The 26,997-nt window shown below is 33.9% G+C and carries 28 protein-coding genes, 4 pseudogenes and 1 riboswitch; of the genes and pseudogenes, 26 read left to right on the forward strand and 6 right to left on the reverse strand.

Annotation, left to right across the window (positions count from 1 at the left end; all coding sequences use genetic code 11):
* The first annotated feature begins 56 nt into the window (after positions 1–56).
* The 3 genes and pseudogenes from G7057_RS06280 to G7057_RS06285 all read left to right on the forward strand — a co-directional run bounded on the left by G7057_RS06280 (position 57) and on the right by G7057_RS06285 (position 4,678).
* Complete coding sequence (locus G7057_RS06280; RefSeq protein WP_166162114.1) at positions 57–1,787, forward strand: DUF4153 domain-containing protein; 1,731 nt, start codon at positions 57–59, stop codon at positions 1,785–1,787.
* Positions 1,788–2,154: 367 nt separating this feature from the next.
* A pseudogene (locus G7057_RS12005) lies at positions 2,155–2,267 on the forward strand (IS30 family transposase); the annotation flags it as partial.
* A gap of 312 nt (positions 2,268–2,579) precedes the next feature.
* A riboswitch (NiCo riboswitch) is annotated at positions 2,580–2,688 on the forward strand.
* A 130-nt stretch (positions 2,689–2,818) separates the two neighbouring features.
* The gene (locus G7057_RS06285) at positions 2,819–4,678 is read left to right on the forward strand and encodes a heavy metal translocating P-type ATPase (protein ID WP_166162116.1); all 1,860 of its coding nucleotides are present in this window, start codon (positions 2,819–2,821) and stop codon (positions 4,676–4,678) included.
* A 422-nt stretch (positions 4,679–5,100) separates the two neighbouring features.
* On the opposite strand, the gene G7057_RS06290 is transcribed toward G7057_RS06285, so the two are convergent.
* Positions 5,101–5,340, reverse strand: a complete 240-nt coding sequence (locus G7057_RS06290; RefSeq protein ID WP_002316697.1) for a hypothetical protein — start codon at positions 5,338–5,340, stop codon at positions 5,101–5,103.
* 584 nt (positions 5,341–5,924) lie between these two features.
* Between G7057_RS06290 and G7057_RS06295 the strand changes: the two genes are divergently transcribed.
* Positions 5,925–6,131, forward strand: a complete 207-nt coding sequence (locus G7057_RS06295; RefSeq protein ID WP_166162119.1) for a hypothetical protein — start codon at positions 5,925–5,927, stop codon at positions 6,129–6,131.
* A gap of 102 nt (positions 6,132–6,233) precedes the next feature.
* Entirely contained in the window at positions 6,234–6,710 is a 477-nt protein-coding gene (locus tag G7057_RS06300) for a JAB domain-containing protein (RefSeq protein ID WP_166162121.1), read from the forward strand.
* A gap of 148 nt (positions 6,711–6,858) precedes the next feature.
* On the opposite strand, the gene G7057_RS06305 is transcribed toward G7057_RS06300, so the two are convergent.
* The gene (locus G7057_RS06305) at positions 6,859–7,929 is read right to left on the reverse strand and encodes a hypothetical protein (RefSeq protein ID WP_166162123.1); all 1,071 of its coding nucleotides are present in this window, start codon (positions 7,927–7,929) and stop codon (positions 6,859–6,861) included.
* A 217-nt stretch (positions 7,930–8,146) separates the two neighbouring features.
* On the opposite strand from G7057_RS06305, the gene G7057_RS06310 reads away from it, so the two are divergent.
* On the forward strand, positions 8,147–8,737 hold the full coding sequence (locus G7057_RS06310; protein WP_166162125.1) for a hypothetical protein: 591 nt from the start codon (positions 8,147–8,149) through the stop codon (positions 8,735–8,737).
* 421 nt (positions 8,738–9,158) lie between these two features.
* On the opposite strand, the gene G7057_RS06315 is transcribed toward G7057_RS06310, so the two are convergent.
* Positions 9,159–9,710: a tyrosine-type recombinase/integrase gene (locus G7057_RS06315; protein ID WP_166162127.1), complete on the reverse strand. Its 552-nt coding sequence runs from the start codon at positions 9,708–9,710 to the stop codon at positions 9,159–9,161.
* Positions 9,711–9,921: 211 nt separating this feature from the next.
* On the opposite strand from G7057_RS06315, the gene G7057_RS06320 reads away from it, so the two are divergent.
* The 6 genes and pseudogenes from G7057_RS06320 to G7057_RS06345 form a co-directional block, all read left to right on the forward strand.
* Entirely contained in the window at positions 9,922–10,200 is a 279-nt protein-coding gene (locus tag G7057_RS06320; protein WP_166162129.1) for a hypothetical protein, read from the forward strand.
* A gap of 406 nt (positions 10,201–10,606) precedes the next feature.
* The gene (locus tag G7057_RS06325) at positions 10,607–10,945 is read left to right on the forward strand and encodes a PadR family transcriptional regulator (RefSeq protein ID WP_166063447.1); all 339 of its coding nucleotides are present in this window, start codon (positions 10,607–10,609) and stop codon (positions 10,943–10,945) included.
* Positions 10,923–12,383, forward strand: coding sequence for a DUF2812 domain-containing protein (locus tag G7057_RS06330; RefSeq protein ID WP_166063448.1), 1,461 nt, complete (start codon positions 10,923–10,925; stop codon positions 12,381–12,383). Before G7057_RS06325 ends, G7057_RS06330 begins: the two co-directional genes overlap by 23 nt.
* Positions 12,384–12,519: 136 nt before the next feature.
* Positions 12,520–13,008, forward strand: coding sequence for a hypothetical protein (locus tag G7057_RS06335; RefSeq protein ID WP_166162131.1), 489 nt, complete (start codon positions 12,520–12,522; stop codon positions 13,006–13,008).
* Between the two features lie 424 nt (positions 13,009–13,432).
* Complete coding sequence (locus G7057_RS06340) at positions 13,433–13,789, forward strand: DnaD domain protein (protein ID WP_227004695.1); 357 nt, start codon at positions 13,433–13,435, stop codon at positions 13,787–13,789.
* A gap of 146 nt (positions 13,790–13,935) precedes the next feature.
* Positions 13,936–14,214, forward strand: a pseudogene (locus tag G7057_RS06345) (DUF2812 domain-containing protein); the annotation flags it as partial.
* Between the two features lie 89 nt (positions 14,215–14,303).
* Here the strand turns inward: G7057_RS06345 and G7057_RS06350 are convergent.
* Positions 14,304–14,765 carry a DUF3021 domain-containing protein gene (locus tag G7057_RS06350; RefSeq protein ID WP_166162133.1) on the reverse strand — a complete coding sequence of 154 codons (462 nt, stop codon included), beginning with the start codon at positions 14,763–14,765 and terminating at the stop codon, positions 14,304–14,306.
* On the reverse strand, positions 14,762–15,193 hold the full coding sequence (locus G7057_RS06355; RefSeq protein ID WP_166162135.1) for a LytTR family DNA-binding domain-containing protein: 432 nt from the start codon (positions 15,191–15,193) through the stop codon (positions 14,762–14,764). Before G7057_RS06355 ends, G7057_RS06350 begins: the two co-directional genes overlap by 4 nt.
* Positions 15,194–15,443: 250 nt before the next feature.
* Here G7057_RS06355 and G7057_RS06360 point away from each other — a divergent pair, with 250 nt between their 5' ends.
* The 12 genes and pseudogenes from G7057_RS06360 (at position 15,444) to G7057_RS06415 (ending at position 23,912) form a co-directional block, all read left to right on the forward strand.
* Positions 15,444–15,614, forward strand: a complete 171-nt coding sequence (locus G7057_RS06360) for a hypothetical protein (RefSeq protein WP_000713595.1) — start codon at positions 15,444–15,446, stop codon at positions 15,612–15,614.
* Positions 15,615–15,627: 13 nt separating this feature from the next.
* Positions 15,628–16,245, forward strand: coding sequence for a recombinase family protein (locus tag G7057_RS06365; protein WP_001062587.1), 618 nt, complete (start codon positions 15,628–15,630; stop codon positions 16,243–16,245).
* Entirely contained in the window at positions 16,245–18,389 is a 2,145-nt protein-coding gene (locus G7057_RS06370) for a type IA DNA topoisomerase (RefSeq protein WP_000108743.1), read from the forward strand. Before G7057_RS06365 ends, G7057_RS06370 begins: the two co-directional genes overlap by 1 nt.
* A gap of 133 nt (positions 18,390–18,522) precedes the next feature.
* Entirely contained in the window at positions 18,523–18,762 is a 240-nt protein-coding gene (locus G7057_RS06375; protein ID WP_000635249.1) for a peptide-binding protein, read from the forward strand.
* Positions 18,763–18,810: 48 nt separating this feature from the next.
* A complete protein-coding gene (locus G7057_RS06380) occupies positions 18,811–18,894 on the forward strand; it encodes a 23S rRNA methyltransferase attenuation leader peptide (protein ID WP_001814874.1) in 84 nt (27 codons plus the stop codon).
* Positions 18,895–19,018: 124 nt separating this feature from the next.
* Positions 19,019–19,756: a 23S rRNA (adenine(2058)-N(6))-methyltransferase Erm(B) gene (erm(B), locus tag G7057_RS06385; protein WP_001038795.1), complete on the forward strand. Its 738-nt coding sequence runs from the start codon at positions 19,019–19,021 to the stop codon at positions 19,754–19,756.
* Between the two features lie 169 nt (positions 19,757–19,925).
* Positions 19,926–20,186, forward strand: a pseudogene (locus tag G7057_RS06390) (topoisomerase DNA-binding C4 zinc finger domain-containing protein); the annotation flags it as partial.
* Positions 20,187–20,325: 139 nt separating this feature from the next.
* Complete coding sequence (locus G7057_RS06395; protein ID WP_193566074.1) at positions 20,326–21,036, forward strand: methyltransferase domain-containing protein; 711 nt, start codon at positions 20,326–20,328, stop codon at positions 21,034–21,036.
* Between the two features lie 32 nt (positions 21,037–21,068).
* The gene (locus G7057_RS06400; RefSeq protein ID WP_002294505.1) at positions 21,069–21,932 is read left to right on the forward strand and encodes an aminoglycoside nucleotidyltransferase ANT(6)-Ia; all 864 of its coding nucleotides are present in this window, start codon (positions 21,069–21,071) and stop codon (positions 21,930–21,932) included.
* Positions 21,933–21,975: 43 nt separating this feature from the next.
* Entirely contained in the window at positions 21,976–22,503 is a 528-nt protein-coding gene (locus G7057_RS06405) for a phosphoribosyltransferase family protein (protein ID WP_002294507.1), read from the forward strand.
* 131 nt (positions 22,504–22,634) lie between these two features.
* A pseudogene (ant(9), locus tag G7057_RS06410) lies at positions 22,635–23,443 on the forward strand (aminoglycoside nucleotidyltransferase ANT(9)).
* A gap of 217 nt (positions 23,444–23,660) precedes the next feature.
* Entirely contained in the window at positions 23,661–23,912 is a 252-nt protein-coding gene (locus G7057_RS06415; protein WP_002294510.1) for a hypothetical protein, read from the forward strand.
* 50 nt (positions 23,913–23,962) lie between these two features.
* Here the strand turns inward: G7057_RS06415 and G7057_RS06420 are convergent, their stop codons facing one another.
* Positions 23,963–24,421 carry a hypothetical protein gene (locus tag G7057_RS06420; RefSeq protein WP_002325145.1) on the reverse strand — a complete coding sequence of 153 codons (459 nt, stop codon included), beginning with the start codon at positions 24,419–24,421 and terminating at the stop codon, positions 23,963–23,965.
* A 67-nt stretch (positions 24,422–24,488) separates the two neighbouring features.
* Between G7057_RS06420 and G7057_RS06425 the strand changes: the two genes are divergently transcribed.
* Positions 24,489–25,067, forward strand: a complete 579-nt coding sequence (locus tag G7057_RS06425; protein ID WP_088186203.1) for a recombinase zinc beta ribbon domain-containing protein — start codon at positions 24,489–24,491, stop codon at positions 25,065–25,067.
* A 442-nt stretch (positions 25,068–25,509) separates the two neighbouring features.
* Entirely contained in the window at positions 25,510–26,994 is a 1,485-nt protein-coding gene (gene lsa(E) / locus G7057_RS06430; protein WP_002294513.1) for an ABC-F type ribosomal protection protein Lsa(E), read from the forward strand.
* Positions 26,995–26,997: the final 3 nt, after the last annotated feature.

Raw genomic sequence — 26,997 nt, forward strand, 5'->3', positions numbered from 1 at the left:
TTGTGGATAGTAGTATAATAAAGATAGAAGAAAAGTTTCAGTAAGGAGTGGTGAAAATGGAACTCTGGAATCGGTTGAAAAAAAGTTTTAGTGGCATAGGGCAGGCATTTGTTCGCTATCCTGTTACAATTTTATGGTTAATTGGAATTGCAACATTAACGGCTCTGGAAATCGGCTCTTACGATTTACAATATGGTAAACTTATTTTTACATTTGTTAGTGGAGCGGTTTTAAGTATTGTAGCTCAACAACTTCATGAACGGTTTTATCGAAAAACGACCCAGCGCTGGGTATTACTGGCGGGTTCTGTTTTATTAACAGCCCTGTACTACTTTACTTTAGTGAGATGGGATTCTTACGACTATATTTACTTTATTAGGAGTGGGGTGTTTAGTTTTGCACTCTTCATTGCCTTTATCTGGATTCCAACAGCCAAAAATGAAAAACTCTTTTTCCATCAACATTTTCTGGCCATATTCAAATCTATTCTAACGATTTTATTGTTCTCGCTGGTTCTAACGATTGGGACGGCAGCTATTATTTTGACTGTAGATAATTTACTATTCTCAGTTCCAACTAACGCTGTCAGTCATGCTATGAATATCATTTGGTCGTTATTTGCACCGATTTATTTCCTCGGCATGATTCCTTACTACGACGAGCGAGATTCTGAAGAAACCTATCACGTACCACGCTTTTTAGAAATACTGTTGGTTTACATTGTCATTCCTTTGACTGCGATTTACACAGTCATTCTCCTCCTTTATGTTGTTCTCAATATTAGTGGCGAGTTCTGGACAGACAATTTACTCGAACCGATGCTAGTCAGCTACGCCATTGTCGTTATCGTCGTCTACTTATTGACTTGTAATCTTGACCATCGTTTTGCAAGTTGGTTTAGAAAGATTTTTCCTAAAATTATGTTACCAATTGTCGCTTTCCAAACCCTTTCTAGTATTTTAAAGATTCAAGAAATGGGTATCACTTACGGTCGCTACTATGTCATTTTGTTTGGACTATTTGCTGTTTTTTCGAGTATAGTCTTTAGTTTCTTTAAACCGCACCAAAACGGTTGGATTGCAATTGTATTGTTGGTGCTAGGATTAATTTCCATTACACCGCCGATTGATGCCTTTACGGTGGCGCGAAACAGCCAATTAAATCGCTTAGAAACAACTTTAATTGAAAATGACATGTTAGTTGACGGAGACATTCAACCGAAAAAAGATGTTTCTGAAACAGATCGGATTATTATTTCGAAAAGCTTGGATAATTTAGTAATGTTTGGTGAGATTGACCGCGTGACTTATTTGCCAGAGAACTTTTCATTGTATGCAGATTTTGAGCGTGTTTTCGGATTCCCAATGCAGTACGGTAGTTATACGCCAACATCTGATAACAACCGTTACGCTTACCTCAATATGACCGAATCAATCGGGCTAGAGATCAGCGGCATGGATTATTGGAACTATATCAGCTTTACGACCACAGAAGACGTTAACGTCAACTTGCTGAATAACCATCTCTTTGTAATGACAGCAGACAATGAAAACTACTTTAACATCCAATTGAAAGATGAAGATGGCAATGTGTTGATTGAGGCTAACACAGCTGAAGATATGGATGCCGTATTGGAAGAAACAACAACGAAAGAGCAAGTCGCCTTATCCGAAATGACACTGATTTATGAGAATGAAGAGGTAAAATTAACGATTGTGCTCTTGAATCTCAGCCAATACAGCGAAGAAATCAATGGTGAAGCCTATCTCTTTGTAGATTATAAGTAAAACTAGACAAATGATTGAGTCTCGGCTCAATCATTTTTTTATAGTATAGGGCTTTATAAAAAATGAGAAAAAACAAATTATCGCCGGAATTAGGGAATAGGTATATATACTTTTTTATATTACCATTAATAGTTGTTTTTCTGTGTTTGTTCCTTTTAAATCCTGAAAAATCTGTATTAATTTTAATGTTCGGATTTCTCTTTGTCCTAGGAGATTTATTTTTTATAAAAAAAGCAATGTTTGGAAAGAAAGCATGGGTGTATACCGATGTTGTATTCTTATTTTTTTGTTTAATCATTTTTATGACGCACTTTAAATCGGTTAGTGGGGTATAGTACACATTTCAGCTATCAACGATAAAGAAAAATCCTCGGTTGCGAACAAACGAAATATATCTCACGAAAATCATTTGATTACTGGACGCCACTAGAAGTATTTTTGAGTTACATAGATGAATCTACTTTGTTTAGCTTAAATTGACAAATCCAATAAAAAAAAGAATTGATGCAATTATTAGAAATTTACCAAAAAATGGGAGAAGAATATCAAAAATTATTTAAAAAAGTGGAAATAAAACTTTATGAACTAACTAAGGAAGCATACATTTCCTAGACTTCGATCCGCCACAAAGCTTATGGCTGCGATTGCTATTCTACCCTGTTCAAATAATGGGAAAGCGATTTGAAATTCAAAAAAAAATTTGTTATAATAGTCACATGAGAATCAATGAAGCATATTAAAACTAAATAATGAAAGCTTTGGAATATAACAGATTTTGTTTGTTGGTTATATTCATTGTGATCTGAACAGGCGGTGGACATATAAAAGGTCCATGCAGCCGGGCTGCAATTTTTGCGGCAGCAGAGTATGTAAATAATAATGGCATACCTGTGGGACAGTTAATTCTGTTCTATAGGTGTGCCCTTTTTTATATATATATTTCTAAATAAAGGGGAGTGAAAAGATGAGGTGAAATGGATTTGTAATAATTGGTAAGCAAAAAAACAAAAAATAAGAAAGAGGTTTTAGAAATGGTTGAGTATCTAACAAAAAGTAGGCAAGGACAATTTTTAGTTGTCGGTGTTTTATTTACAATCTTAGGGTTTATCTTTATCCCAATAAATGATGCATACAGTTCCATACTATTTTATATTTCAATTTTCTTTTTAGGCTTCTATGCGGCAAAACATGCTGTTGTTGAAACGATTAAAGATCGCTCACCAAATGTCGACCTATTAATGGTTTTGGCAGCAGTTGGTGCAGTAATCATTGATTTTGAGTCTGAAGGAGCGGGGTTGCTATTGATTTTTGCTGCTGCAGAAGTTTTGGAAGATTATGCAACGAACAAATCCACCAGCGCGATTTCAGAATTAATGGCGCAAGTACCCGACACAGCCCAAGTGCTAAAAGAAAATGGGGATGTAGTGGTTACCCCTACGAAAGAGTTAGTTATTGGGGACATTGTCGTGGTATCGAAGGGTGGTCAAATCCCTATTGATGGCTTGATCGACCGAAATGCAATCGTGAATGAAGCGGCTTTAACGGGTGAGTCTGTCCCAGTAGAAAAAGAGTTAGAGGAGGAAGTTTTTGCCGGAACGATTAATGAAGGAAATGTTTTTCATATAGAAGTAAACAAGACACTGAATCAAACCATGTTTTCCAATATTATCCGGATGGTTGAAGAAGCACAAAACAAACCTTCTCGAATCGCAAAGTTTATAGACCGTATTGAAAGTAAGTACGTGATTGGCGTTTTAATTATCGTACCTATTTTCATCTTCTTTCTATATTATTTCCTAAGCCTACCATTAGAAGAAGCATTTTATCGTGGAATGGTACTTTTAACAGTGGCTAGTCCATGTGCATTGGTGGCATCAGCTACACCGGCTACGTTAAGCGCGATAAGTAATGGAGCCAAAAACGGTATCTTATTTAAAGGTGGAGCCGCAATGGAAGCGTTAAGTACAATGAATATTTTGTATACAGATAAGACCGGAACATTGACGTATGGCGACTTCCAAGTGGTCGATTATCATTTGGACCAAGAGCTGTTAAAAGAAGTCATTTATATGGAGCAACAATCCAGTCACCCAATCGGAAGAGCAATTGTTTCTGCCTTTAAAGAGATTAACTTAGCACAAGTGAATCAAGCGGAATCGATTGAAGAAATTGCTGGTTCGGGAATTAAAAAAGGGGCAATCCTAGTTGGAAAACCGGATGCATTTAAGCAATATGATAAATTTGATCAGTTTGAAAAGCTACTGGAAAAAGGCGATACGACCATATTTGTAGCGAAGGGAAATGAAGTCGTCGGTTACTTCTCACTCCGGGATCGAATTCGTCCGCAGTCAGCGAGTACGGTTGCGGATTTCCAAAAAGAGGGCATCAAGGTTTATCTTTTAACGGGAGATAACGAAAAGGTTGCGGCACAGGTTGCAAAGGAAGTAAAGGTAGATGACTATATTTCTTCCATGTTACCGGAAGATAAAATAGATTTTGTCTTAAAAAGCCAAGGAAAAGAAGACGTTGTTGGGATGATTGGCGATGGGATCAATGATGCGCCCGCGCTAGCGAATGCAGATATCGGAATTGCGATGGGAAGTGGCTCGTCAGTCGCAATGGAATCCTCTGATGTCGTTGTAGTGAAGAATGATTTGTCTAAATTGTTTTATAGCTATCAGCTAAGCAAGAAATTAAATAAAATCATTATTCAAAATGTCATTTTCTCCATCGCTGTTATTGTCAGCTTGATTACTTTAAATATGTTCGGCGTTCTGGGACTTCCTTTAGGAGTACTATTCCATGAGGGCTCCACAATCCTCGTCATCTTAAACGGCTTGCGGTTGTTAGGGTCCGAAAAAACAAAAGCGGAATTAAGTGGTGCTTGTTAGACTGCATCATGATATTAGCTGAAAGGGTGAGCGAATATCTACAGCTTTTTAAATTTGTATCTGTAGGGAATGAAGCTTACCCTTGGCGAAAGCCTAAATCGTCAAAAAAGCTGATAATTTCTGTTCAGAAATTATCAGCTTTATCTATTTTAAATACATGCTAAAAATCGTTTATTCAAACTTGATTGTCATCAATTATTAAAAACAATAAAGGAGCTATCATAGAGTTATACGAAAGAGTAAAACAAAAAAGACCGCGCAGTGAAAAACTATTTTCGAAGGAAAACCACTTCTTGATGAGGATCAATTCTTAATCTGATTCAATCCAGTAGACTTACATTACAAACAACAAACAGGAGGAAAAAATCATGCAAAGGTGTATTTTAGGAAAGAAAAATCAAATCACCGTCATCAGTGGCATATTAATCGTAATAATTACCTTCGTTATCGATGGCCTCGATTTGGATGGCAACGGACTTATTTTTTAATCTAGCCACTTGAAGCACCTCGCCAATCTCTTGTTCGGACATTTGGGGCTTTGGGGAATTGATGTGAGCCAATCCTTTTTGAATTTTTTCCTGTTCAGCTGTGTGTTCAGATAAGAAAAAGCCCGCCCATTTTTTCATACCCCGGTCTTGATATTCGTCATTCAAATATTTCATGGATAATCACTCCTTTAGAACCATTATAAGAACAAGTGTTCGTTTTGTGAAGGGGGACAAGGAGTAAATGTTCTGATTTTTTTTATCAGCGACTTTCATTTACTGATGAAAAGAGAGAATAATAACAAAAGCAGGGAAAAGAAAAACTCCTATAATCGCAATCGTTTTTCCTTAAAAGACAAGAGTATGGAGTGCTTTTTTCAAAAGCATATCTATTGAAACCATTTTTTCGTTTTGTGTCGCCATACGCCCTGAACGATCCGAAAGAGCTGGATCAGGGCTTTATCATTTCGGACTGTTCTTAGCGGCAATCTCCATGCGGGAGCCCTACCCTCCGGTCCCACATGTATCTATCCGAGAACAGAAAAGCAATTCCAGAACCGTAAAAACTTTTTCTCTTTCCATTTCTTTCCTTTCCAAAAAACTTTTTATCTAAAGGAATCCTAACCGCTAAAGCGGAAAGGATTCCTTTTTTCTTGATTTCCTTTTTTCCTCATGATTAAAGGCTAGCCAACAAAACGGAAAAAATTCAGCTTTTGAGCTCACATCTATGCGACTCAAAACAAAAAAAGGAGTGGAAAAACATGAATAAACAAAAAGCAGTAGTAGCAGTGAATGATTTGATACAAGTTTTCACGGAAGAAGGAGACTATCTGATTCCGAATCTATACCGGATTACTCACATCGATAGACGTTTTCCCCATAAGTTATACTATGAAGCTCAAACGATTGATGCCATGCAAAGCGACATAAAAGGATTAGAAGCATACGAATTTGTGAAAGTTTTTTGAAAAAGCCTGAAAGTTGAATGACCGTTTTGGATAATAAAAAAATTTTTGAGAAATGTTACGTATCTATATACGAGGGAATAAATAAAGAAAGAGGGATAAAAAATGGCGGAAAAAATAAATACCGTTTCAATTAAAAGTAACATTACGGAAATTGTCCGGGTCAAGCAAATCGTGATGGAAAGGCCTCTTGAATATAAAGGCGGAATAACTTCAACAGAAACAGCTGGTCGTTTGGGAGTCAGTGAAATCGGGGATGAAGCGCAGGAAGTGGTGCTTATCCTTATCCTGGATACAAAAAATCAAATTAATGCGATCCATCGGGTTTTCACCGGCAGTTTAAATTCAAGCGTTGCCCATCCTAGAGAGATATTTAGAAGTACGATTCTCAATAATGGGGCGCGGATTATACTCTATCATAACCACCCCAGCTCAGACCTCATAAACATAGTATCCGAAGCAGACCTCGTTTTCACCCAACGAATGATGGAAGCAGGGAACGTTCTTGGAATCGAATTATTGGACCATTTTATCGTTTCAGAAACCAAATGGTTATCCTTCAAAGAAATGGGCTTACTCTAAATAAAAAAATAGAAGGGCAGCAAAATAGCTGTCCTTCTTCTCTAAGTGCATGGAGAAAATAAGCCCTGAACAAGCTTATTTCTTGATTGTTTCTTTTACAAATGAAAAAAATAAGAGCAATTGATGGAGAGTTATCCAATTGTAATGCCTACACATTCACACGGCCTGAAACAAGTTCTTCGCCTAAAAATACCTCATTTTTTAGTCTTGTCGAATTTATAACGTCTATCACTGAAATCAACATGTTTTTTCCTATTTCAAATGCTTCATTTGCCTCTGATTCGGTACACCTATATCCTTCATGAACAATCTTATTTCTTAATAGGTATACTTTTTCCATATAATTATTTAGTAAGTTGTGAGAATTTTTTTCTATTTCAAATTCAAATATATGACCTACTTCAAAAAAAATTTTTTTCAAGTGATGATTTAATATATTAGTGTAACGCCCATTTAATTTTTGTGATACTTCTTCTTCTAGTAACTTTTCTTTATTAATCAGTACTAAACGATAGAGGGTATACATGAATATTTCTATACTTGTCTGTAAATTAATTACTGCTTCTCTATAATTCCCTATACCTAAAAGTTGCTTGCTTTCTCGCATATATAAAATAGAATCTATAAAAACTAACTCGTCCGATTCATTTACCATTCCAGTTAAGGTGTTAATTTGTTTCGAATCTAACTTAGCGGGATGCCTTGGAGTATTATTGAAATGCATATTCATTATTGCTTTTTTTTCGATGTGCTTTTCCTTAAAAGTAGTAGATTTGATCAATTTTACAGGAATCACATAAGGCAAATCTTGTCTTGTTATTCTTCGAACTCCTTGAGATTCGTATTTTATCATTATCATTTCAAGTAATCTTTGTAGAAATTCTAATGTAAAATCAACGGCTTCATGCGTTTTATTTTCTTTTATTTGATCCGATAAATAAGAAAAAGAAAATAGTACAATCTCAACTTCAGATACTATATCAGGAAGAGTCGTGTCTATGTAAACATTTCTGTCATACTCATGATTTTTGATGAGTACAGCTAGAGTTTCATCTCTAAACTCAAATAGAGAACGAGTGTAGTCTTCAAAAGGCAGTTCAAACGGAAGAAGATATTTCACTACAATAAAACCTTGAGGCTCTTTATGTTTTCTTCTTAGATGCTCTCTTCTCAATACTTTATATTGTTCTTTATCAAAATACCAGCCTTCATTATCCATTTAGAGCCCTCCTATTTTGATTACTTGAAACACTATTCCCTTATAAAAAAAGATTTCCTGTAGATTTATACTATCTAATACATACATTATATTATTGCATTAAACATAAAATAAAACAGTATAATATAGATATGGAGAAAAGCAGTGTCAATTAAATTAAAAAATGAATTATTCACTACAACTTAATCCTGTAAGGAAGAAAAAGGAGGTCATTTATTTGTTATATAAAGATCCACTAATGGTTATTTACCAATCTGAAGATTTAAATACTGAAAACATTACTTATACAATAACAGAAGAAGAATTATCTTTACAAATTCAACAAACACATCAGTCTGCAATTCTTGGAGAATTAGCTGGAATGACTACTGAAATAATAGATATGCTCAATTCAGATTTTTTAGCCTCTGTTATAAATCTAAAAGAAGCTATTGCCATTGGTGCACTTCTTATTACAACTGCTAAAAAAGCTATTGAAAAAGGGAAGAAAGTAAAATTATCAGATAAAGCTATAGGGTATGTCGCAACAACTGAAAACCAAGAAGCAATTGTAGGTAACAAAGAGTTTCTAGGGACTGTGGGCCCATACTATATTCAAGACCCTAATACGACATTGGATCAGTTAACCAATATTAATATTTCTGGGTTAGATAGAGTATCTGGTGTATTAATTGCTTTTCAATTTAAAGAGGGTAATCGTATCCGGATCACTTGGGAAATTTACAATAATGAAATGAAGAAAGTATTGTACTGGAGTACTAGTCATAGAGCAGACGAGCAATCTCCTTTTCTAAAAAGTAAACTATAGAGAAACAATTATAAAAGTCAGCTCTTCAAATTGAGAAGCTGGCTTGTTCTGTCTCTTTTCATAGTCATAACTTAAGACTAATGATTATGTTGATAGTACATGATATTCAATGGCTTTTTTCATATCTATATCTTATGTTTATAAGTAAGATGATTTTTACAAAAAGACATAGTACCCATCAAATTAAAACGCATTTTAAGCTTCTTCATGGTTAATTACCCATCTATGAATCTGAAACAGCCTTAAAATGCGTTATTTTTACCTCTATATAATAGCGATAGAGGATGACTTTGCTAATACCGGTTATTTTAATCATTTCTTAGACGCTGTAGACTTGGCTAGCGTACAGTTTCACAGATCGAGTAACATTACGTTAGTTTACGCATGATCTCCTACCCTCATTATATGAGGATGTGAATGATCAAAAGCCTAATCGGAAGGTTAATAACGTTTCACTAATCTCGTCTTCATTAATCCCGATGTAGCGTTTGGTAATCTTCTCGCTGCTGTGACCAAAGATTTCCATTAAGGTGGCCACGTCTTTGGTTTTCTTGTAATAGTGGTAACCGAAGGTTTTTCGTAGAGTGTGGGTGCCGATATCATCGCGCCCCAACAGGTTAGCGACCTTTTGAAACATCTGATAGACCGTATTGACTTTTAAATGATTACCTTTGGTACTTGGAAATAGATAATCCTCTGGTTCTAGGTCTTTTGTATAGTCTTGGATTAAATCCTGCAAACTACTCAAATATAAAATGCGTGTTTTTCCGGTCTTTTGTTCCACAATCCGTGGATTCTTTGAGGAAATTACGTTTTTTTTCTTTAATTTCACGATATCAGACATACGTAAACCGCTATTAATACCGATCAGAAACAGAAAAACATCGCGTTCTGCGTTCTGATTGCGGCGTAAACAGAATAAAAAGTCGTTGATTTCTTGCTGCGTTCTTAATGGTTGGACGTTATAGGTCATTGAAATGCTCTCTCCTATCCTAAAACAGATACATGATTTCATTCATTATAGCGCTAAATCATGTATTGGACACCCTTATAAAAAAAGAACCCTATGGGTATAGGGTTCTCGATACACGATTTTATACAGTTTAATGTATTGATACGTCATAATAACTAGAATAAGATACTTATTATACTGAATGCAAATCAAAAAAATTGGAGGAATTATTATGTTTCTAATATTAGGAATTATTGCTATAGTAGCAACTGTTTTAAATCTTTATTTATATAAAGTAGGCAAAGATTATAAATTAGCAATGGCAATGGGATTATCATTCACAGCACTGACGCTTGTTGCAGGGTACAGCATGATATCCGGTTGGGTAAAGGTAAAAGATTGGGCTGCTTTATTAGATGCAGTACCTACTATGACAACAGTCCTATGGGGTTTAACGATTGTATCGATTTTATTAAATATAATTCCGATCCTTTTAGAGCAAAAAAAATAATTAAAACTAATCAACTATCTGATAAGAGTCTACTAAAATCAACACTTACTAGGTATTGATCTGATTGATTTTTCGCTGTCTATTATAAGTGTCGATTAAAATATTCAGGTTTCCTTACTTAAAAAAACGTGTATATATTCCCTTGAGATAATAAGGTTTTATATACACGACTTTAAGCAATTTCATGTATTTATAAAGCAGAAACTGAGTTTGTCACATTAAGAATTGAGTAAAACTCAGACAAATAATTAATAAATTATAATACTAACCAATAAAATTAAATGAATCATATAGATCGGTTGACGGTTTATATGATTTTTTTATTGACATATATCAGTACCTGATATACGATAATCGTATCAGGTGCTGATATAACTGTAGCCGATATGATTTCAAGGAGGGCAATATGAATAAGAAAACAACAAAAGTGCTGACACAGCCAATGTATTATATACTTTTAAGTTTAAAAGAAAAAAGACATGGATATGAAATTATGCAATATATAGATTGGCTTACTGATAGCCGTGTGAAGGTAGGACCAGGAACACTGTATTCACTTCTTTCTCGTTTTGAAGATGATAAGCTTATAAAACTTGTCTCAGATGATGATAATAAAAAGACTTATATAATTACAGATGAAGGTAAAGAGAGATTAAATCAAGAAGTAAAGAGATTAGGACAATTATTAGAAGATGCAAAGCTAGTAGAGGGAGGTCAAGAAGATGAATTTCAAGATAGAAAATAGATTTTTAGATATAACAAATTATCGATTAGTAGAGAAACACTTTGAAAAAATGGCTAGTCTTGGGTGGATGATCGATAAAATAACAATGGGAAGCTTGTTTATATATAAGAAAATAGATCCTGAAGAACTAGACTTTTCAATATCTCCATATGAAGTTGAAACAGCATTTACTGTAAAGAGTAAAGAAGAGTTAGAAGAGTTTCAATCTGTATGTGAGTCAGTAGGCTGGAACTATGCTATGAAGGCAAGTGATCTTCATATTTATTTCAAAAAGGCTGGAACAGAAGTGGTAGATATATCAACAGATGAAGAAGATGAGTTCAACACATTAGAAAGAATAGCTAGAAAACAATTGATATCATCTTATATCTTAATTCCTTTTTATATATACTTATCGTGGGCAATTCTAGGTGGAATATTTAAAGATATTCAAACTTTACAAAATGGAATGGTTCAGATAATAGCTCCTGTAATACCGATATTTCTCATATCAGCAATTTATCAAATAATAAGAATAAAAAAATTCTTAAAAATAAACAGGAAGAATATGGAACTCGGAGATTCATTAGAATATGTACACTCAAAATTTTACTTTGAAAAGGCGACTTCTTGCATATATTTATTATTCCTGATTTTATTTGTTTCATATAGTTTTTATTCAGCGTTTATATTAAACTCTAAGATTATTTTAATAGGATTTGTTCCTCTAGTAATAGGAGTAACAATAGGTATATTCTATAAAATCTTCATAAAACCATCTAAAAAAACTGTCAAATATAAGAAGGTGTTCTTAGGTCTAGCTCTTATACTATCAACACTAGCATCTATAAGTATAACTTTTATAAGTATCAATGCATTTGCAATGGATAGCAATAATCATGATATAGAAGAATACAAAGTACTTTCAGCTAATGATTTTAAAGAAAAACCTTCTGAAGATGAAGGAGATTTGATGAGAAATACTAGTTTTCTTATTCCAACATCTTACACATATTGGTCTTGGCCTAAAGGCGATATCTCTGTAAAGACTGAGTATTCAAATGGACTTACAGAAGGAATAGCTAAAAACCTAGTAGTGAGGTATATAAAGCAAGCTGAGAAATCTGTTGAGAATAGGATATCTTGGGAAATAGAGATTTTAGTGGAAGAAGATATCTATGATTATTCTCTAGAATCAAATGGTATAACAGAAGAAGAATTTGATCGTTTCAAGGTAAAATCAATTAAAGAAGCAGTAAAAGAAGCTATAAAGATAGCAAAAGAAAAAGCTATAATTAAGGACGATAAAAATCTATGGGATCTTGATGAAGTATACTTCTTAAACTATCGAAAAGATGAGATAGTTATAAGAAAAGGTAAAGAAGTGTTCTATATACATGGATTAGATTTTACCGATCTTAAAGTGATAGAGATAATAAAAAAGAGATTAGATTTATAAAATCTAATACCATTGAGTTTGTCTTAATGTCAATTAAGTAAAACCCAAGATTGTAAATTGATGAACATTAGTAGATAAATGCGACATTAAAATAATATGGATATATGAATAAATATAGATTTTACGGAGGTTGAAGATGCGAAATATTTATATAGATAGAACAGAATTTACTGGAGCTATAAGTGTATTTTCAAAAGATACTGAGATTATATCAGCAGGTACAACAATTTATTCTATGAGTGTTGGTGATAGAAATGAGGAGTATCAAAGATATGCTAACGATTATGATATTCAATTTATATTTGATGATTATATTCCACATTTAGAATTTTATACGGTTCCACAGGTAGATATTATGGCAAAAGATAGTAGAGGTGGATTTATCGGAACCATTGGCCAATCATGTGACTTAGAAAGTAACGCACCAATTTGTTATATCAATAAGGACTTAGAGTGCTTTATAATCGCTGAAAACGGAGCAGATTTTCTGAGTAATATAGAATCATGGCAAAACAATTTGAAACCCTATAATAAAATCATCTTTTATCGTTCAAAAGTAGAAGCAGAAATGAAACTAGAATTTATAGATTTATCTGATATAGGAACAGATGAAATTAATCTATAATTTTTAATACACATAATGAATAAAAATATTAATTATGTCGCATTATTAGAATTATACATCGTTAAAAAATTTATAATCCAGTTTGTCTTAATCTCAATTAAGACAAACTCAGAAAAAGTGCTAGAAGGACTGACAAGATTAAGATAGAGTAGATTTTATGCTCTATCTTTTTTCTTTTTAAGATGAAAAATAACCTTGATTACACAAGGTTTGGAACACATGATTTTATAAAATTTCATGTATTGAAAAAATACAATCTAACAAAGGGTGCCCAAATGTCATACGACTACAGAAAAGGAAAAAAGAAGAAAAACGGATCAATGATTTCCTCTCGAATACTTATTTTATTGTTATTCTCTAATTTATATTGTGATATAATAAAAAAATTACATATTATAATAAGAAAGAGTGATTAACTATTGAAATCCCGACAGAACAAGTCAAACAGAACTTAAAAACCTGGTTAACTGTTTTCGATTCAGATGTCATTTTAGAAGCAATGAATCGTACTCAATCAAAAGGCAAATCCTTTGTGTATTTAAATGCCATACTAACCGATTTCAAGCAAAAAGAAGTTAAGACTATTAAAGATATCAAAGAATATGATGAATCATTTAAGCATAAACAACAAAACTACACCAAACCATCACCTCGTAAGGAATCCCTACCAGAGTGGGCTTACTCAGGTTACACAATAAAAGACGAATTGGTTGACGGGGATGTTGACAAGCGCTTTAAAAATAAACTAGAAAAAATAAGAGCTAAAAACAGCACCCCTTAATCTGAATAGGGGAGGAGAGGAAGGGAAGAGTTAGTATGCACTCTAAGAAAAGTACATATAGTAAGTTTTCCGATAGAAAAGAACCGATTTACTGGATTGGTGGGTCTTCTTGTGCTGGAAAAAGTACATTTGCCAGGCAGTTTGCTGTAAAATATGGTTATACTTATGGAACTCTATTTTTATTGTATTTCTTTATTTTTTTTAGTAGTAATTCTTGGAATTTGGATAAGATATTGAACTTTAAATCATGGTATTTTACCCAAGGTTTATGGGAAATGGAGGGTATGTGGTTTTGGAAAGCGTTCATTTTTGAAACTCCGTTTGTTTTACTCCGTGTATTACCGTTATTTTTCTTTCTGTTTTTGGGTATCTATTATCTTTTACGTTCACTTATAAATGATGATTCAACAGTGATAACAAAATAAAATAAGGGAGTAACTTTTGGTTAGAGAAAGTTACTCCCTTATTTTATTTTTGGACAATAGAGTATATCCTAATGAGCTTATTTGGCGGATTACTTCTTATTTCTACGTTGTATCTTTTTATTAATTGAAGTTACTTCTTTTCTTGCAATATTCATAAAAACTAACCACATGATGATATAGATTACAATATAAATGACAGTAAAAATAAAAATATTGTTAAATTTCAAAGGAAACCATCCTGCTAAAATTGCTAATGGCAAGGACCCAATATAAGCAATTAAAAAATGAGTTATAGTCATTTTCAAAATACTCCAATCAGTGGCTTCAAAAATCAACGAACTGAAAGAAAAGACAAGACCTATGCAAGTCCATAAAAGAATAGACACTAACATTGCTGTTGCCGAATGTTCAAAATGATTCATAAATATTGTTGGGGCGGGAGAGTATCTTCCAGACGCAGAGACATAAGAAAATGCTATAGACATAACTAATCCTATAAATGTTCCATTAACAACGCCTGAATATAAGCATAGCGAAATTTTCTTTTTCATGATAATCGCTCCTTTATTTTTTTTAAGTACCTTCTTGATGAGGTTGTGATTTTTCCATTTTGGAATATAACTGTAGTCAAACCATTTGCTGTAAGCTGTAATTCTTTGACTACGTCTAAATTTATAATCTCGGTGTTAGATATTCTAATAAAATTCTCAGGAAGACTTTTTTCAAGTTCATATAAACGATAGTTAATCACTAATTCACTTTGGTTTGTACACCCAAATACTTTTTTTTGACTGGAATAAAAATTAATAAAATGATCAACAGGAATAAATAACTTTTGGTCATTTACAAGTCCATCGACAAAATATCTTCTTGTTTTGATATATGACACAATATCTTGTATGTTTTTTGTTTTTTCTTTTGTTGTTAAAATGACTAAATTATCCTTTAACTCGTTTTCTATCTGTAAATCAACTTCCATTGAAAACACCTCCTCTTCAAATTTAGAATAGCATAAAAATGTATATAATAATTAAATTTATGATAGGTGGTAGTTATATTAGGACAGGTGGTAAGTAGAAGTTATCACTGACTAGATAGTTTGTGTAATTCTCTATAAATTTGCTTCTATAAAGGTCAATAGAGTATACCTATTTGTCCTAATATGATTTTAGCAGTATAATTGACTTGGTGAATAGGTCATTTAAGTTGGGCATAATAGGAGGAGTAAAATGAAAAAATTTATTTATCGAGTTTTAGAAAATGACGAAGTGGTGGCTATTTTTAATGAGCAACAATATGCGCAAGATTTTATCGCTTACGAAAAGACAATTTCTGATAAGCAATTTGAAATTGAAAAAGTAGATATTGCTGATTGGTTATTGCAACCGAGAGAATTTTAGAGGTTGGTTGAAAATGGCTAAAATTGGTTATGCACGTGTCAGTAGCAAAGAACAGAACTTAGATCGGCAATTACAAGCGTTACAGGGCGTTTCTAAGGTCTTTTCAGACAAATTAAGCGGTCAATCGGTCGAACGCCCACAATTACAAGCTATGCTTAACTATATTCGTGAAGGGGATATTGTTATTGTTACTGAATTAGATCGATTAGGACGAAATAATAAAGAATTAACAGAATTGATGAATCAAATTCAAATTAAGGGGGCAACCCTGGAAGTCTTAAATTTACCCTCAATGAATGGTATTGAAGATGAAAATTTAAGGCGTTTGATTAATAGCCTTGTCATTGAATTGTACAAGTATCAAGCAGAATCAGAACGAAAAAAAATTAAGGAACGTCAGGCACAAGGAATCGAAATTGCTAAGAAAAAAGGCAAATTCAAAGGTCGTCAGCATAAATTTAAAGAAAATGATCCACGTTTAAAGCATGCTTTCGATTTGTTTTTGAATGGTTTATCCGATAAAGAAGTTGAAGAACAAACTGGAATCAATCGCCGAACGTTTAGAAGGTATCGAGCAAGATATAACGTGACAGTCGATCAAAGAAAAAACAATGAAAAGAGGGATAGTTAATGAGTACGGTTATTTTAGCTGAAAAACCAAGCCAGGCATTAGCCTACGCAAGTGCTTTAAAACAAAGCACCAAAAAAGACGGTTATTTTGAGATCAAAGACCCACTATTTACAGATGAAACGTTTATCACCTTTGGTTTTGGGCATTTAGTGGAATTAGCAGAACCAGGTCATTATGACGAAAAGTGGCAAAATTGGAAACTTGAATCTTTGCCGATTTTTCCTGATCGATACGATTTTGAAGTTGCAAAAGATAAGGGAAAGCAGTTTAAAATTGTTGCAGAACTTCTCAAAAAGGCAAATACAATTATTGTTGCAACAGATAGCGACAGAGAAGGTGAAAATATCGCCTGGTCGATTATCCATAAAGCAAATGCCTTTTCAAAAGATAAAACATTTAAAAGACTATGGATCAATAGCTTAGAAAAAGATGTAATCCGAAGCGGTTTTCAAAATTTGCAACCTGGAATGAATTACTATCCCTTTTATCAAGAAGCGCAAACACGCCAAATTGCCGATTGGTTGATCGGCATGAACGCAAGCCCTTTGTATACGTTAAATTTACAACAGAAGGGCGTACAAGGTACATTTTCACTAGGACGTGTTCAAACGCCCACCTTATACCTTATTTTTCAGCGCCAGGAAGCCATAGAGAATTTTAAAAAAGAACCTTTTTTCGAGGTGGAAGCTAGTATAAAAGTAAACCAAGGGTCGTTTAAGGGCGTTCTAAGCCCCACACAGCGTTTTAAAACCCAAGAGGAGCTTTTAGCTTTTGTTTCTTCTAAACAAGCTAAAATAGGCAATCAAGAGGGGATAATTGCTGATGTTCAAACCAAAGAGAAGAAAACGAATAGTCCGAGTTTGTTTTCTTTAAGTAGTTTGCAATCAAAAGTCAATCAGCTTTATAAAGCGACAGCGAGCCAAACTTTAAAAGCTATGCAAGGACTGTATGAAGCAAAATTATTGAGTTATCCAAGAACAGATACACCATTTATTACAGAGAACGAATTTGCTTATTTAAAAGCGAATTTTGGCAAATATAGCGGTTTTTTAGGACTTGATCTTGAAATGGTTCAAACAGAGCCTAGAAAGCGTTATGTGGACGGTAGTAAGGTACAGGAACACCACGCCATTATCCCAACAAAACAAGTACCTACCGAATCTGCATTAGCGAAAATGGACGATTTACAACGAAAAATTTATGCTTTAGTCGTTAAAACGACCGTTGCCATGTTTTTACCTGATTACTTGTATGAAGAAACCAAGATACAAACGAAAGTAGCTGATTTGCTGTTTCAATCGATCGGAAAGACACCAAAGCAAGAAGGGTGGAAAATTCTTTTCAAACAACAAACCAAAGAAGAAAAAGAGGACGTTCAAACGTTACCACTCGTTATCATTGGCGAACGTGCCGAAGTTGGTGTTAAGAGTGTTGAAAAAGAAACGCAACCGCCAAAAGCTTTTACAGAGGGTACATTATTAACTGCTATGAAAACGGCGAATAAAACGGTTGATGATGAAGAAGCAATCAAGATTTTACAAGAAGTTGAGGGGATTGGAACAGAAGCGACAAGAGCAAGTATTATTGAAGCGTTAAAACAAAAAGAATATATCCAAGTGATTAAGAATAAGCTTGTTGTAACTGAAAAAGGAAAATTATTGTGCCAGGCAGTTGAAAGTCAGCACCTTTTAACGAGTGCTGAAATGACGGCTAAATGGGAAACGTATTTAAAAAAAATCGGTAAAAGAGAAGGCAATCAAGAGAACTTTATTACGAATATCAAAAAATTCATTGTTCATTTACTGGAAGCTGTACCTAACGATATAGAAAAACTAAATTTTTCTGATTACCAGGAACAGAAAGAAAAAGAAGCAGAAAAAAGTATTGTAGGAAAATGTCCTAAGTGTGGCAACAATATTGTATTAAAAAAATCGTTTTATGGTTGTTCAAATTATCCTGAATGTAAGTTTACTTTAGCTGAACATTTTAGAAAGAAAAAACTAACCAAAACGAATGTAAAAGAATTACTGGAGGGAAAAGAAACCCTGGTAAAAGGAATCAAAAACAAAGAGAAAAAGCCCTACAATGCCGTTGTAAAAATTGGGGAAAAGGGATATATTGATTTTATATCTTTCTCAAAATAAACATAAAAGCCCTTTAAAGAGGGCTTTTATATATTAATCACAAATCACTTATCACAAATCACTTATCACAAATCACAAGTGATTTGTGATTGTTGATGATAAAATAAGAATAAGAAGAAATAGAAAGAAGTGAGTGATTGTGGGAAATTTAGGCGCACAAAAAGAAAAACGAAATGATACACCAATCAGTGCAAAAAAAGATATAATGGGAGATAAGACGGTTCGTGTTCGTGCTGACTTGCACCATATCATAAAAATCGAAACAGCAAAGAATGGCGGAAACGTAAAAGAAGTTATGGAAATAAGACTTAGAAGCAAACTTAAGAGTGTGTTGATAGTGCATTATCTTAAAATTTTGTATAATAGGAATTGAAGTTAAATTAGATGCTAAAAATTTGTAATTAAGAAGGAGGGATTCGTCATGTTGGTATTCCAAATGCGTAATGTAGATAAAACATCTACTGTTTTGAAACAGACTAAAAACAGTGATTACGCAGATAAATAAATACGTTAGATTAATTCCTACCAGTGACTAATCTTATGACTTTTTAAACAGATAACTAAAATTACAAACAAATCGTTTAACTTCTGTATTTATTTACAGATGTAATCACTTCAGGAGTGATTACATGAACAAAAATATAAAATATTCTCAAAACTTTTTAACGAGTGAAAAAGTACTCAACCAAATAATAAAACAATTGAATTTAAAAGAAACCGATACCGTTTACGAAATTGGAACAGGTAAAGGGCATTTAACGACGAAACTGGCTAAAATAAGTAAACAGGTAACGTCTATTGAATTAGACAGTCATCTATTCAACTTATCGTCAGAAAAATTAAAACTGAATACTCGTGTCACTTTAATTCACCAAGATATTCTACAGTTTCAATTCCCTAACAAACAGAGGTATAAAATTGTTGGGAATATTCCTTACCATTTAAGCACACAAATTATTAAAAAAGTGGTTTTTGAAAGCCGTGCGTCTGACATCTATCTGATTGTTGAAGAAGGATTCTACAAGCGTACCTTGGATATTCACCGAACACTAGGGTTGCTCTTGCACACTCAAGTCTCGATTCAGCAATTGCTTAAGCTGCCAGCGGAATGCTTTCATCCTAAACCAAAAGTAAACAGTGTCTTAATAAAACTTACCCGCCATACCACAGATGTTCCAGATAAATATTGGAAGCTATATACGTACTTTGTTTCAAAATGGGTCAATCGAGAATATCGTCAACTGTTTACTAAAAATCAGTTTCATCAAGCAATGAAACACGCCAAAGTAAACAATTTAAGTACCATTACTTATGAGCAAGTATTGTCTATTTTTAATAGTTATCTATTATTTAACGGGAGGAAATAATTCTATGAGTCGCTTTTGTAAATTTGGAAAGTTACACGTTACTAAAGGGAATGGAGATAAATTATTAGATATACTACTGACAGCTTCCAAGAAGCTAAAGAGGTCCCTAGCGCCTACGGGGAATTTGTATCGATAAGGGGTACAAATTCCCACTAAGCGCTCGGGACCCCTTGTAGGAAAATGTCCTAAGTGTGGCAACAATATTGTATTAAAAAAATCGTTTTATGGTTGTTCAAATTATCCTGAATGTAAGTTTACTTTAGCTGAACATTTTAGAAAGAAAAAACTAACCAAAACGAATGTAAAAGAATTACTGGAGGGAAAAGAAACCCTGGTAAAAGGAATCAAAAACAAAGAGAAAAAGCCCTACAATGCCGTTGTAAAAATTGGGGAAAAGGGATATATTGATTTTATATCTTTCTCAAAATAAACATAAAAGCCCTTTAAAGAGGGCTTTTATATATTAATCACAAATCACTTATCACAAATCACTTATCACAAATCACAAGTGATTTGTGATTGTTGATGATAAAATAAGAATAAGAAGAAATAGAAAGAAGTGAGTGATTGTGGGAAATTTAGGCGCACAAAAAGAAAAACGAAATGATACACCAATCAGTGCAAAAAAAGATATAATGGGAGATAAGACGGTTCGTGTTCGTGCTGACTTGCACCATATCATAAAAATCGAAACAGCAAAGAATGGCGGAAACGTAAAAGAAGTTATGGAAAACGGTGCTTCCTCTGTAGTAGGTGTTGATATTTCTCATAAAATGCTCGAAGTAGCAAAAGGAAAAACCCATTTTCCACAGATTGAATATGAATGCTGTGCCATAGAAGATGTGGATTTCCCAGAGGAGAGCTTTGATGTAATACTAAGTTCGCTTGCGTTTCATTATGTAGCAGACTATGAGAATTTAATAAAAAAGATATATAGGATGCTGAAGGCTGGTGGCAATTTAGTTTTTACAGTTGAACATCCTGTTTTTACTGCTCATGGAACACAAGACTGGTATTATAACGAAAAAGGAGAAATACTGCATTTCCCGGTGGACAATTATTATTATGAGGGCAAACGGACAGCTATGTTTTTGGAAGAAAAGGTTACAAAATATCATAGAACACTGACCACATATCTAAATACACTGCTTTCAAATAGTTTTATAATAAATCAGATTGTGGAGCCACAGCCGCCAGAGAACATGATGGATATTCCGGGGATGGCGGATGAAATGCGACGCCCAATGATGCTGATTGTATCGGCAAAAAAGAAGATGTAATAATATAGAAAAAATAAACGAGGAGTATGTAAATGAGATCAGAAAAAGAAATGATGGATTTAGTACTTTCTTTAGCAGAACAGGATGAACGTATTCGAATTGTGACCCTTGAGGGGTCACGCGCAAATATTAATATACCTAAAGATGAATTTCAGGATTATGATATTACATATTTTGTAAGTGATATAGAACCGTTTATATCTAATGATGACTGGCTTAATCAATTTGGGAATATAATAATGATGCAAAAGCCGGAGGATATGGAATTATTCCCACCTGAAGAAAAGGGATTTTCCTATCTTATGCTATTTGATGATTACAATAAAATTGATCTTACCTTATTGCCCTTGGAAGAGTTAGATAATTACCTAAAGGGCGATAAATTAATAAAGGTTCTAATTGATAAAGATTGTAGAATTAAAAGGGACATAGTTCCGACTGATATAGATTATCATGTAAGAAAGCCAAGCGCAAGGGAGTATGATGATTGCTGCAATGAATTTTGGAATGTAACACCTTATGTTATTAAAGGATTGTGCCGCAAAGAGATACTGTTTGCAATCGATCATCTGAACCAGATTCTACGGTTTGAACTACTTAGGATGATGTCGTGGAAGGTTGGGATAAAGACAGAATTTTCATTAAGTGTTGGGAAAAATTATAAGTATATTAACAAATACATTGATGAAGATCTATGGAATAGATTATTATCTACATATCGCATGGATTCCTATGAAAATATTTGGAAGTCATTATTTATATGCCACCAATTGTTCAGGGAAGTGTCCAAAGAGGTAGCAGAACTACTGGGGTTTGATTATCCAGAGTATGGTAAGAACATAACAAGATATACCGAGGACATGTATAAAAAATATGTTGAAAATGACTATTTTTAAAGATTAGCAAAGATTATTAACCATAAGCAAGGGGTGTAAATGTATGGAAAGTACTGATGTTATAAATGAAATTAGAGGTATATTACCTCGTAACTCAATTGGAAAATATGATTTACTAACTATTTTTACACATAAAACCGTTTTTGATAAAATTGTAAAAGTACTATCATTGGATTTTCAAAATAAAGTAGATTATGTGGCTGCCCCAGAAGCAATTGGATGGATACTAGGCACTGCCATAGCCAAAGAACTTGGAGTGGGGTTTATTGGAGTAAGAAAAGGTGATAAGCTGCCATACGCAAAAGAAGAGATTATTTCGACACATTTTACCGACTATTCAGGTCAAGATAAAAGCTTTGAAATATCTAAGAGTTCTATTGTGAGGAACAAAAGAGTTTTGATTGTAGATGATTGGATAGAGACAGGTTCTCAAATGAAGGCTTTAATAGCTTTGTTAGAGAAATTGGATTGCAGCATTATTGGGTTGGCTACTATTGGGATTGATATAAATGAGGTTACTCAAAAATGGATAGACAGCAGTTTTGTAGCTTATATTGGCTCAAACATATAATAAACCGAAAGAAAATCTTGAATCAAAATTTTGGATGGCGTTAATTTACAATACAACGAAAGATGTTTACTCTTTTTTTATAAATTTTAAGAGGCGTTAAAAAACAGTTTTCAGACGAAAGGAGATCGAAGTTGAGTATAGATTTAAGTAACAAAAAAATTCCGAAAGAAGCAATTCAAGCATTAAAAACTATAGCGGAACTACTTGATAATATGTTAATTGGGGTGTATTTGTATGGTTCGGCAGTAATGGGTGGTTTACGTATGAATAGCGATGTAGATATTTTGGTAATAACAAATCAAAGTTTATCTGAAAAAACTCGAAGGAATCTTACAAATAGGTTAATGCTTATATCTGGGAAAATAGGAAACATAAAAGATATGAGGCCTCTTGAAGTTACGGTCATAAATCAAAAGGATATTGTCCCTTGGCATTTCCCCCCAAATATGAATTTATGTATGGCGAGTGGCTAAGAGAGCAGTTTGAAAAGGGAGAAATTCCTGAGTCGACTTATGATCCGGATTTAGCAATACTTTTAGCACAACTAAGAAAAAATAGTATTAACCTTTTGGGACCAAAGGCAACAGAAGTAATTGAGCCTGTGCCAATGACAGATATTCGAAAAGCAATTAAAGAATCGTTGCCCGGGTTGATAGCTAGCATTAACGGTGACGAACGCAATGTGATTTTAACTTTAGCCAGAATGTGGCTGACAGCATCTACTGGTGAAATTCGCTCAAAAGATCTGGCAGCTGAATGGGCGATACCTCAATTACCCGATGAGCATGCTACTTTACTCAACAAAGCGAGAGAGGCTTATTTAGGAGAGTGTGTTGACAAGTGGGAAGGAATGGAATCTGAGGTGGCTGAACTCGTTAATCATATGAAAAAGTCTATAGAGTCTTCCCTTAATATCCAATTACCTTTTCGAATAGTTTAAATATAACAAAGACTAGTTGTTAATGTGCATTATTGATTGCTTCGATATGTTCCCCCATATATCAGTTTCTTAAAAAATAATCAAAATACCGTTGATACGTTCCCGCGAACGAAAGGGTTAAAAATCAGCTTAAGACATCAATGCCATCAACTCGAGCCACGTTGAGACGTGTGTTTTATTGTCCCACAAAAGTGCAGACGATTTTATCAGTGTAAAAATGGAGTACGCAGACGACCGAAAAATCCAGCCAGATCGTATCACCTACAGGCTTATTCAGGAGTATATCGAAGAAAAGTACGGCTTCAAAGTTCACACTGCAAACATTGCAGAGGTCAAAAGAAACTTAGGCCTGCCGATGTACGACGCACCAAACGCAGTTGAAGAACTAAAACGCCCATATAAACCAGCACCAGAATATAAAGTAGAAGCTATTAAAGACGCATTAAGGCACTTCAAGGTCATAGATTAAAGTAAAGTACCCTTTCAGCAGATCATTACTGTTGAGAGGGTCTTACTTTTTCAGAAGCCGGCCAATGTAAGGATAGCCCTACAAGATTGCGGGTCTTTCTCTTCGAGCCATGTTTCCAGATTGCTTATAGCGATATCCTTTTGAATATGGATGCTCTCTTCAAATCGATATTCGATTGCACATGTAAGGATATCAACAGGTTCATCAAGAACCTTACCGCCAAGAACTGGGTATTCGTCAATTACAATCCAGTCAGGTGGGAGACCATCAAAGAGAGCCTGCGGATACAATTCCCTAAAGTGAATCTCAATTTCCATAGCTTCGATCTCACCTTGTTCTTTATCTGGGTAACAAGTGGCATAAGATACATCGAAGCCTCTAGTGAGCAGCATCTGAACGACATTGATGAGTTCAATATCAACAGGAATGGTCTTATCGGCGCATTTACAACAAGGCTTCGACCAAATTTCACTGTATAGCTCTAAACATCGTGGACACATCGTCATCATACAATCACTTCCTTCACCAGTTTATAGAAAGTAGTTCTTTTAAGATTAAGTGCCTGCATAGTTGCAGTTGCAGTTTGCTCGCCAGTGCGGTGATATTTACCGCCGGGTACACTGGAATAACCGAGGTTACAAGTCTATTGTTTGGAGATGCGTCAGCCGTTTGGAGGAAAAAGGATCTGAATGTACTGCCCCTACCATAAACGAGGAAACATTGCAGACAGCAGTGGTCAAGGCTATTAACGAACTTTTGGCTAACAAAGAACCCTTCCTCCAGGCGTTGCAGAAAAACATAGCTACTATACTTAATGAAGAAAATGATAATGCCACCAATGATATTGATAGCAAATTGGAAGAATTACAACAACAGCTTCTTATCCAAGCAAAATCCAAGAATGACTATGAAGATGTGGCTGATGAAATCTACCACCTTCGAGAATTGAAGCAAAATGCACTTGTTGAAAATGCAGAGCGTGAAGGAAAAAGGCAACGAATCGCTGAAATGACTGATTTCTTTAATGAACAATCCTGTGAGTTAGAGGAATATGATGAGCAGTTAGTAAGGAGGCTTATAGAAAAAGTTACGGTATTTCATGATAAGTTCGCCGTTGAATTCAAATCAGGAGTCGAGATTGATGTAGAAGGGTAATCTTTAGAAAGAGAACAGAAGAATTATATTGGATTTTTAAAGATAATATGATATAATAAAACGACTTGGAGGTGGAAGAATGTATAACTTTTCTTGCTAATTATATGATGCATAATAAGATATTTAAAGAAACGGCTATAGAACCGTTTGTTTTGTTATGCAAATTGCAAGAAAGTTAAGTATTCTACACTCAATAATACATTACAGTAACCTTATGTTATGTATAACAAAAGGTAATAATAGTATTTGTTTTTGAGCCGTAAGAATTTACTTTCTTGCGGCTTTTAATATTTGTAAAAGAAAGGAAGATAAACGTGATAGACAATGATACTATGTCATTCATGACAAAATCCTTGCAGAGTTGGATAACATTATAGAGTAATTAATGCCGAAAACCGACTTTGCTTATAAAATTTTTATAATGTAAAGGAGGAAGAAATATATGTCCTTAATAAATGTTTCAAATCTAACTTTTTCATATGAAGGAAGTTATGACAATATTTTTGAAAATGTAAGTTTTCAGATAGATACAGATTGGAAACTCGGTTTTATTGGAAGAAACGGACGCGGTAAAACTACTTTCTTAAATTTACTGCTTGGCAAATATGCGTATTCCGGCAATATAAGTTCTACAGTTAAGTTTGAGTATTTTCCTTATGATGTGGAAGATAAGAGTCTATATACAATTGAAGTAATGAAGAGTATTTGTACGGAATGTATGGATTGGGAGATTTTTCGTGAAATATCATTGCTTGATGTTCAAGAAGATGCTTTATATCGTCCGTTTAATACATTGTCAAATGGTGAGCAAACGAAGGTCCTTCTTGCAGCTTTATTCCTTACAGCGAGTTGTTTCCTGCTTATTGATGAACCTACAAACCATCTTGACATCGATGCACGTAATGTAGTGCAAAACTATTTGAAACGCAAGAAGGGGTTTATTTTGGTATCTCATGATAGAAGCTTACTTGATCAATGTGTTGACCATATACTATCTATCAATAAAACGAATATCGAAATCCAAAAGGGAAATTTTACTTCTTGGTGGGAGAACAAAACGTTACAAGATAATTTTGAACTGGCAGAAAACAAGAAACTCCTTAAAGAAATAGGAAGGTTGTCTTATGCAGCAAAACGTAGTTCAAACTGGTCAAATAAAGTAGAAAAAAGTAAATATGGAACAACAAATTCTGGTTCAAAACTGGATAAGGGTTATGTTGGACATAAGGCTGCAAAAGCGATGAAACGTGCCAAAAATATTGAGTCAAGACATCAGGAAGCCGTTTTACAAAAATCAGAACTGCTCCACAACATTGAACAATATGATGACTTAAAAATTTCACCACTTGAATTTCACAAAGAGTGCTTAATAGAAGCGAATGATTTATCATTGTCTTATGGAGATAAAGAAGTATGCAGTAATCTTAATTTCAGAGTCAATATTGGTGATAGAGTTGCCATTATCGGAAAAAATGGGAGTGGTAAGTCTAGTATCCTAAAATTGATTAATGGAGATGATATTAAATTTACCGGAAATTTTATGCTAGCAAGTGGACTAAAAATTTCTTATATTTCGCAAGATACTTCATATTTAAAAGGTAATCTATCTGAATTTGCCTATAATAATAAGATCGATGAAACTCTATTTAAAACGATTCTTCGTAAACTGGATTTTAATAGAGAGCAGTTTGATAAGAACATGGTGGATTTTAGTGCTGGTCAGAAAAAGAAAGTACTAATTGCTAAAAGCCTTTGTGAAAGTGCACATTTGTATATATGGGATGAGCCATTGAACTATATTGATATTTTTTCACGTATCCAAATTGAAAAAATGATTTTGGAATATTGTCCTACACTATTGTTTGTGGAGCATGATGATGCTTTTTGCAATAACATTTGTACGAAAAATATTAATTTAGGTTTGTAGAGA

The organism is Jeotgalibaca arthritidis (assembly GCF_011100465.1).
In the GTDB taxonomy this organism is placed as follows: domain Bacteria; phylum Bacillota; class Bacilli; order Lactobacillales; family Aerococcaceae; genus Jeotgalibaca; species Jeotgalibaca arthritidis.

Excerpts from the sequence above, each read along its gene's own strand:
- G7057_RS06315 (WP_166162127.1), bottom strand. The coding sequence starts at position 9,710 with ATGACCTATAACGTCCAACCATTAAGAACGCAGCAAGAAATCAACGAC.
- G7057_RS06370 (WP_000108743.1), top strand. The coding sequence starts at position 16,245 with ATGAGTACGGTTATTTTAGCTGAAAAACCAAGCCAGGCATTAGCCTAC.
- G7057_RS06355 (WP_166162135.1), bottom strand. The coding sequence starts at position 15,193 with ATGGAAGTTGATTTACAGATAGAAAACGAGTTAAAGGATAATTTAGTC.
- G7057_RS06300 (WP_166162121.1), top strand. The coding sequence starts at position 6,234 with ATGGCGGAAAAAATAAATACCGTTTCAATTAAAAGTAACATTACGGAA.
- G7057_RS06330 (WP_166063448.1), top strand. The coding sequence starts at position 10,923 with ATGAATTTCAAGATAGAAAATAGATTTTTAGATATAACAAATTATCGA.
- G7057_RS06420 (WP_002325145.1), bottom strand. The coding sequence starts at position 24,421 with ATGATGACGATGTGTCCACGATGTTTAGAGCTATACAGTGAAATTTGG.
- G7057_RS06380 (WP_001814874.1), top strand. The coding sequence starts at position 18,811 with ATGTTGGTATTCCAAATGCGTAATGTAGATAAAACATCTACTGTTTTG.
- G7057_RS06350 (WP_166162133.1), bottom strand. The coding sequence starts at position 14,765 with ATGAAAAAGAAAATTTCGCTATGCTTATATTCAGGCGTTGTTAATGGA.
- G7057_RS06335 (WP_166162131.1), top strand. The coding sequence starts at position 12,520 with ATGCGAAATATTTATATAGATAGAACAGAATTTACTGGAGCTATAAGT.
- G7057_RS06285 (WP_166162116.1), top strand. The coding sequence starts at position 2,819 with ATGGTTGAGTATCTAACAAAAAGTAGGCAAGGACAATTTTTAGTTGTC.
- G7057_RS06415 (WP_002294510.1), top strand. The coding sequence starts at position 23,661 with ATGGAGTACGCAGACGACCGAAAAATCCAGCCAGATCGTATCACCTAC.
- G7057_RS06405 (WP_002294507.1), top strand. The coding sequence starts at position 21,976 with ATGGAAAGTACTGATGTTATAAATGAAATTAGAGGTATATTACCTCGT.
- G7057_RS06360 (WP_000713595.1), top strand. The coding sequence starts at position 15,444 with ATGAAAAAATTTATTTATCGAGTTTTAGAAAATGACGAAGTGGTGGCT.
- G7057_RS06320 (WP_166162129.1), top strand. The coding sequence starts at position 9,922 with ATGTTTCTAATATTAGGAATTATTGCTATAGTAGCAACTGTTTTAAAT.
- G7057_RS06325 (WP_166063447.1), top strand. The coding sequence starts at position 10,607 with ATGAATAAGAAAACAACAAAAGTGCTGACACAGCCAATGTATTATATA.
- G7057_RS06305 (WP_166162123.1), bottom strand. The coding sequence starts at position 7,929 with ATGGATAATGAAGGCTGGTATTTTGATAAAGAACAATATAAAGTATTG.
- G7057_RS06365 (WP_001062587.1), top strand. The coding sequence starts at position 15,628 with ATGGCTAAAATTGGTTATGCACGTGTCAGTAGCAAAGAACAGAACTTA.
- G7057_RS06400 (WP_002294505.1), top strand. The coding sequence starts at position 21,069 with ATGAGATCAGAAAAAGAAATGATGGATTTAGTACTTTCTTTAGCAGAA.
- G7057_RS06295 (WP_166162119.1), top strand. The coding sequence starts at position 5,925 with ATGAATAAACAAAAAGCAGTAGTAGCAGTGAATGATTTGATACAAGTT.
- G7057_RS06280 (WP_166162114.1), top strand. The coding sequence starts at position 57 with ATGGAACTCTGGAATCGGTTGAAAAAAAGTTTTAGTGGCATAGGGCAG.
- G7057_RS06290 (WP_002316697.1), bottom strand. The coding sequence starts at position 5,340 with ATGAAATATTTGAATGACGAATATCAAGACCGGGGTATGAAAAAATGG.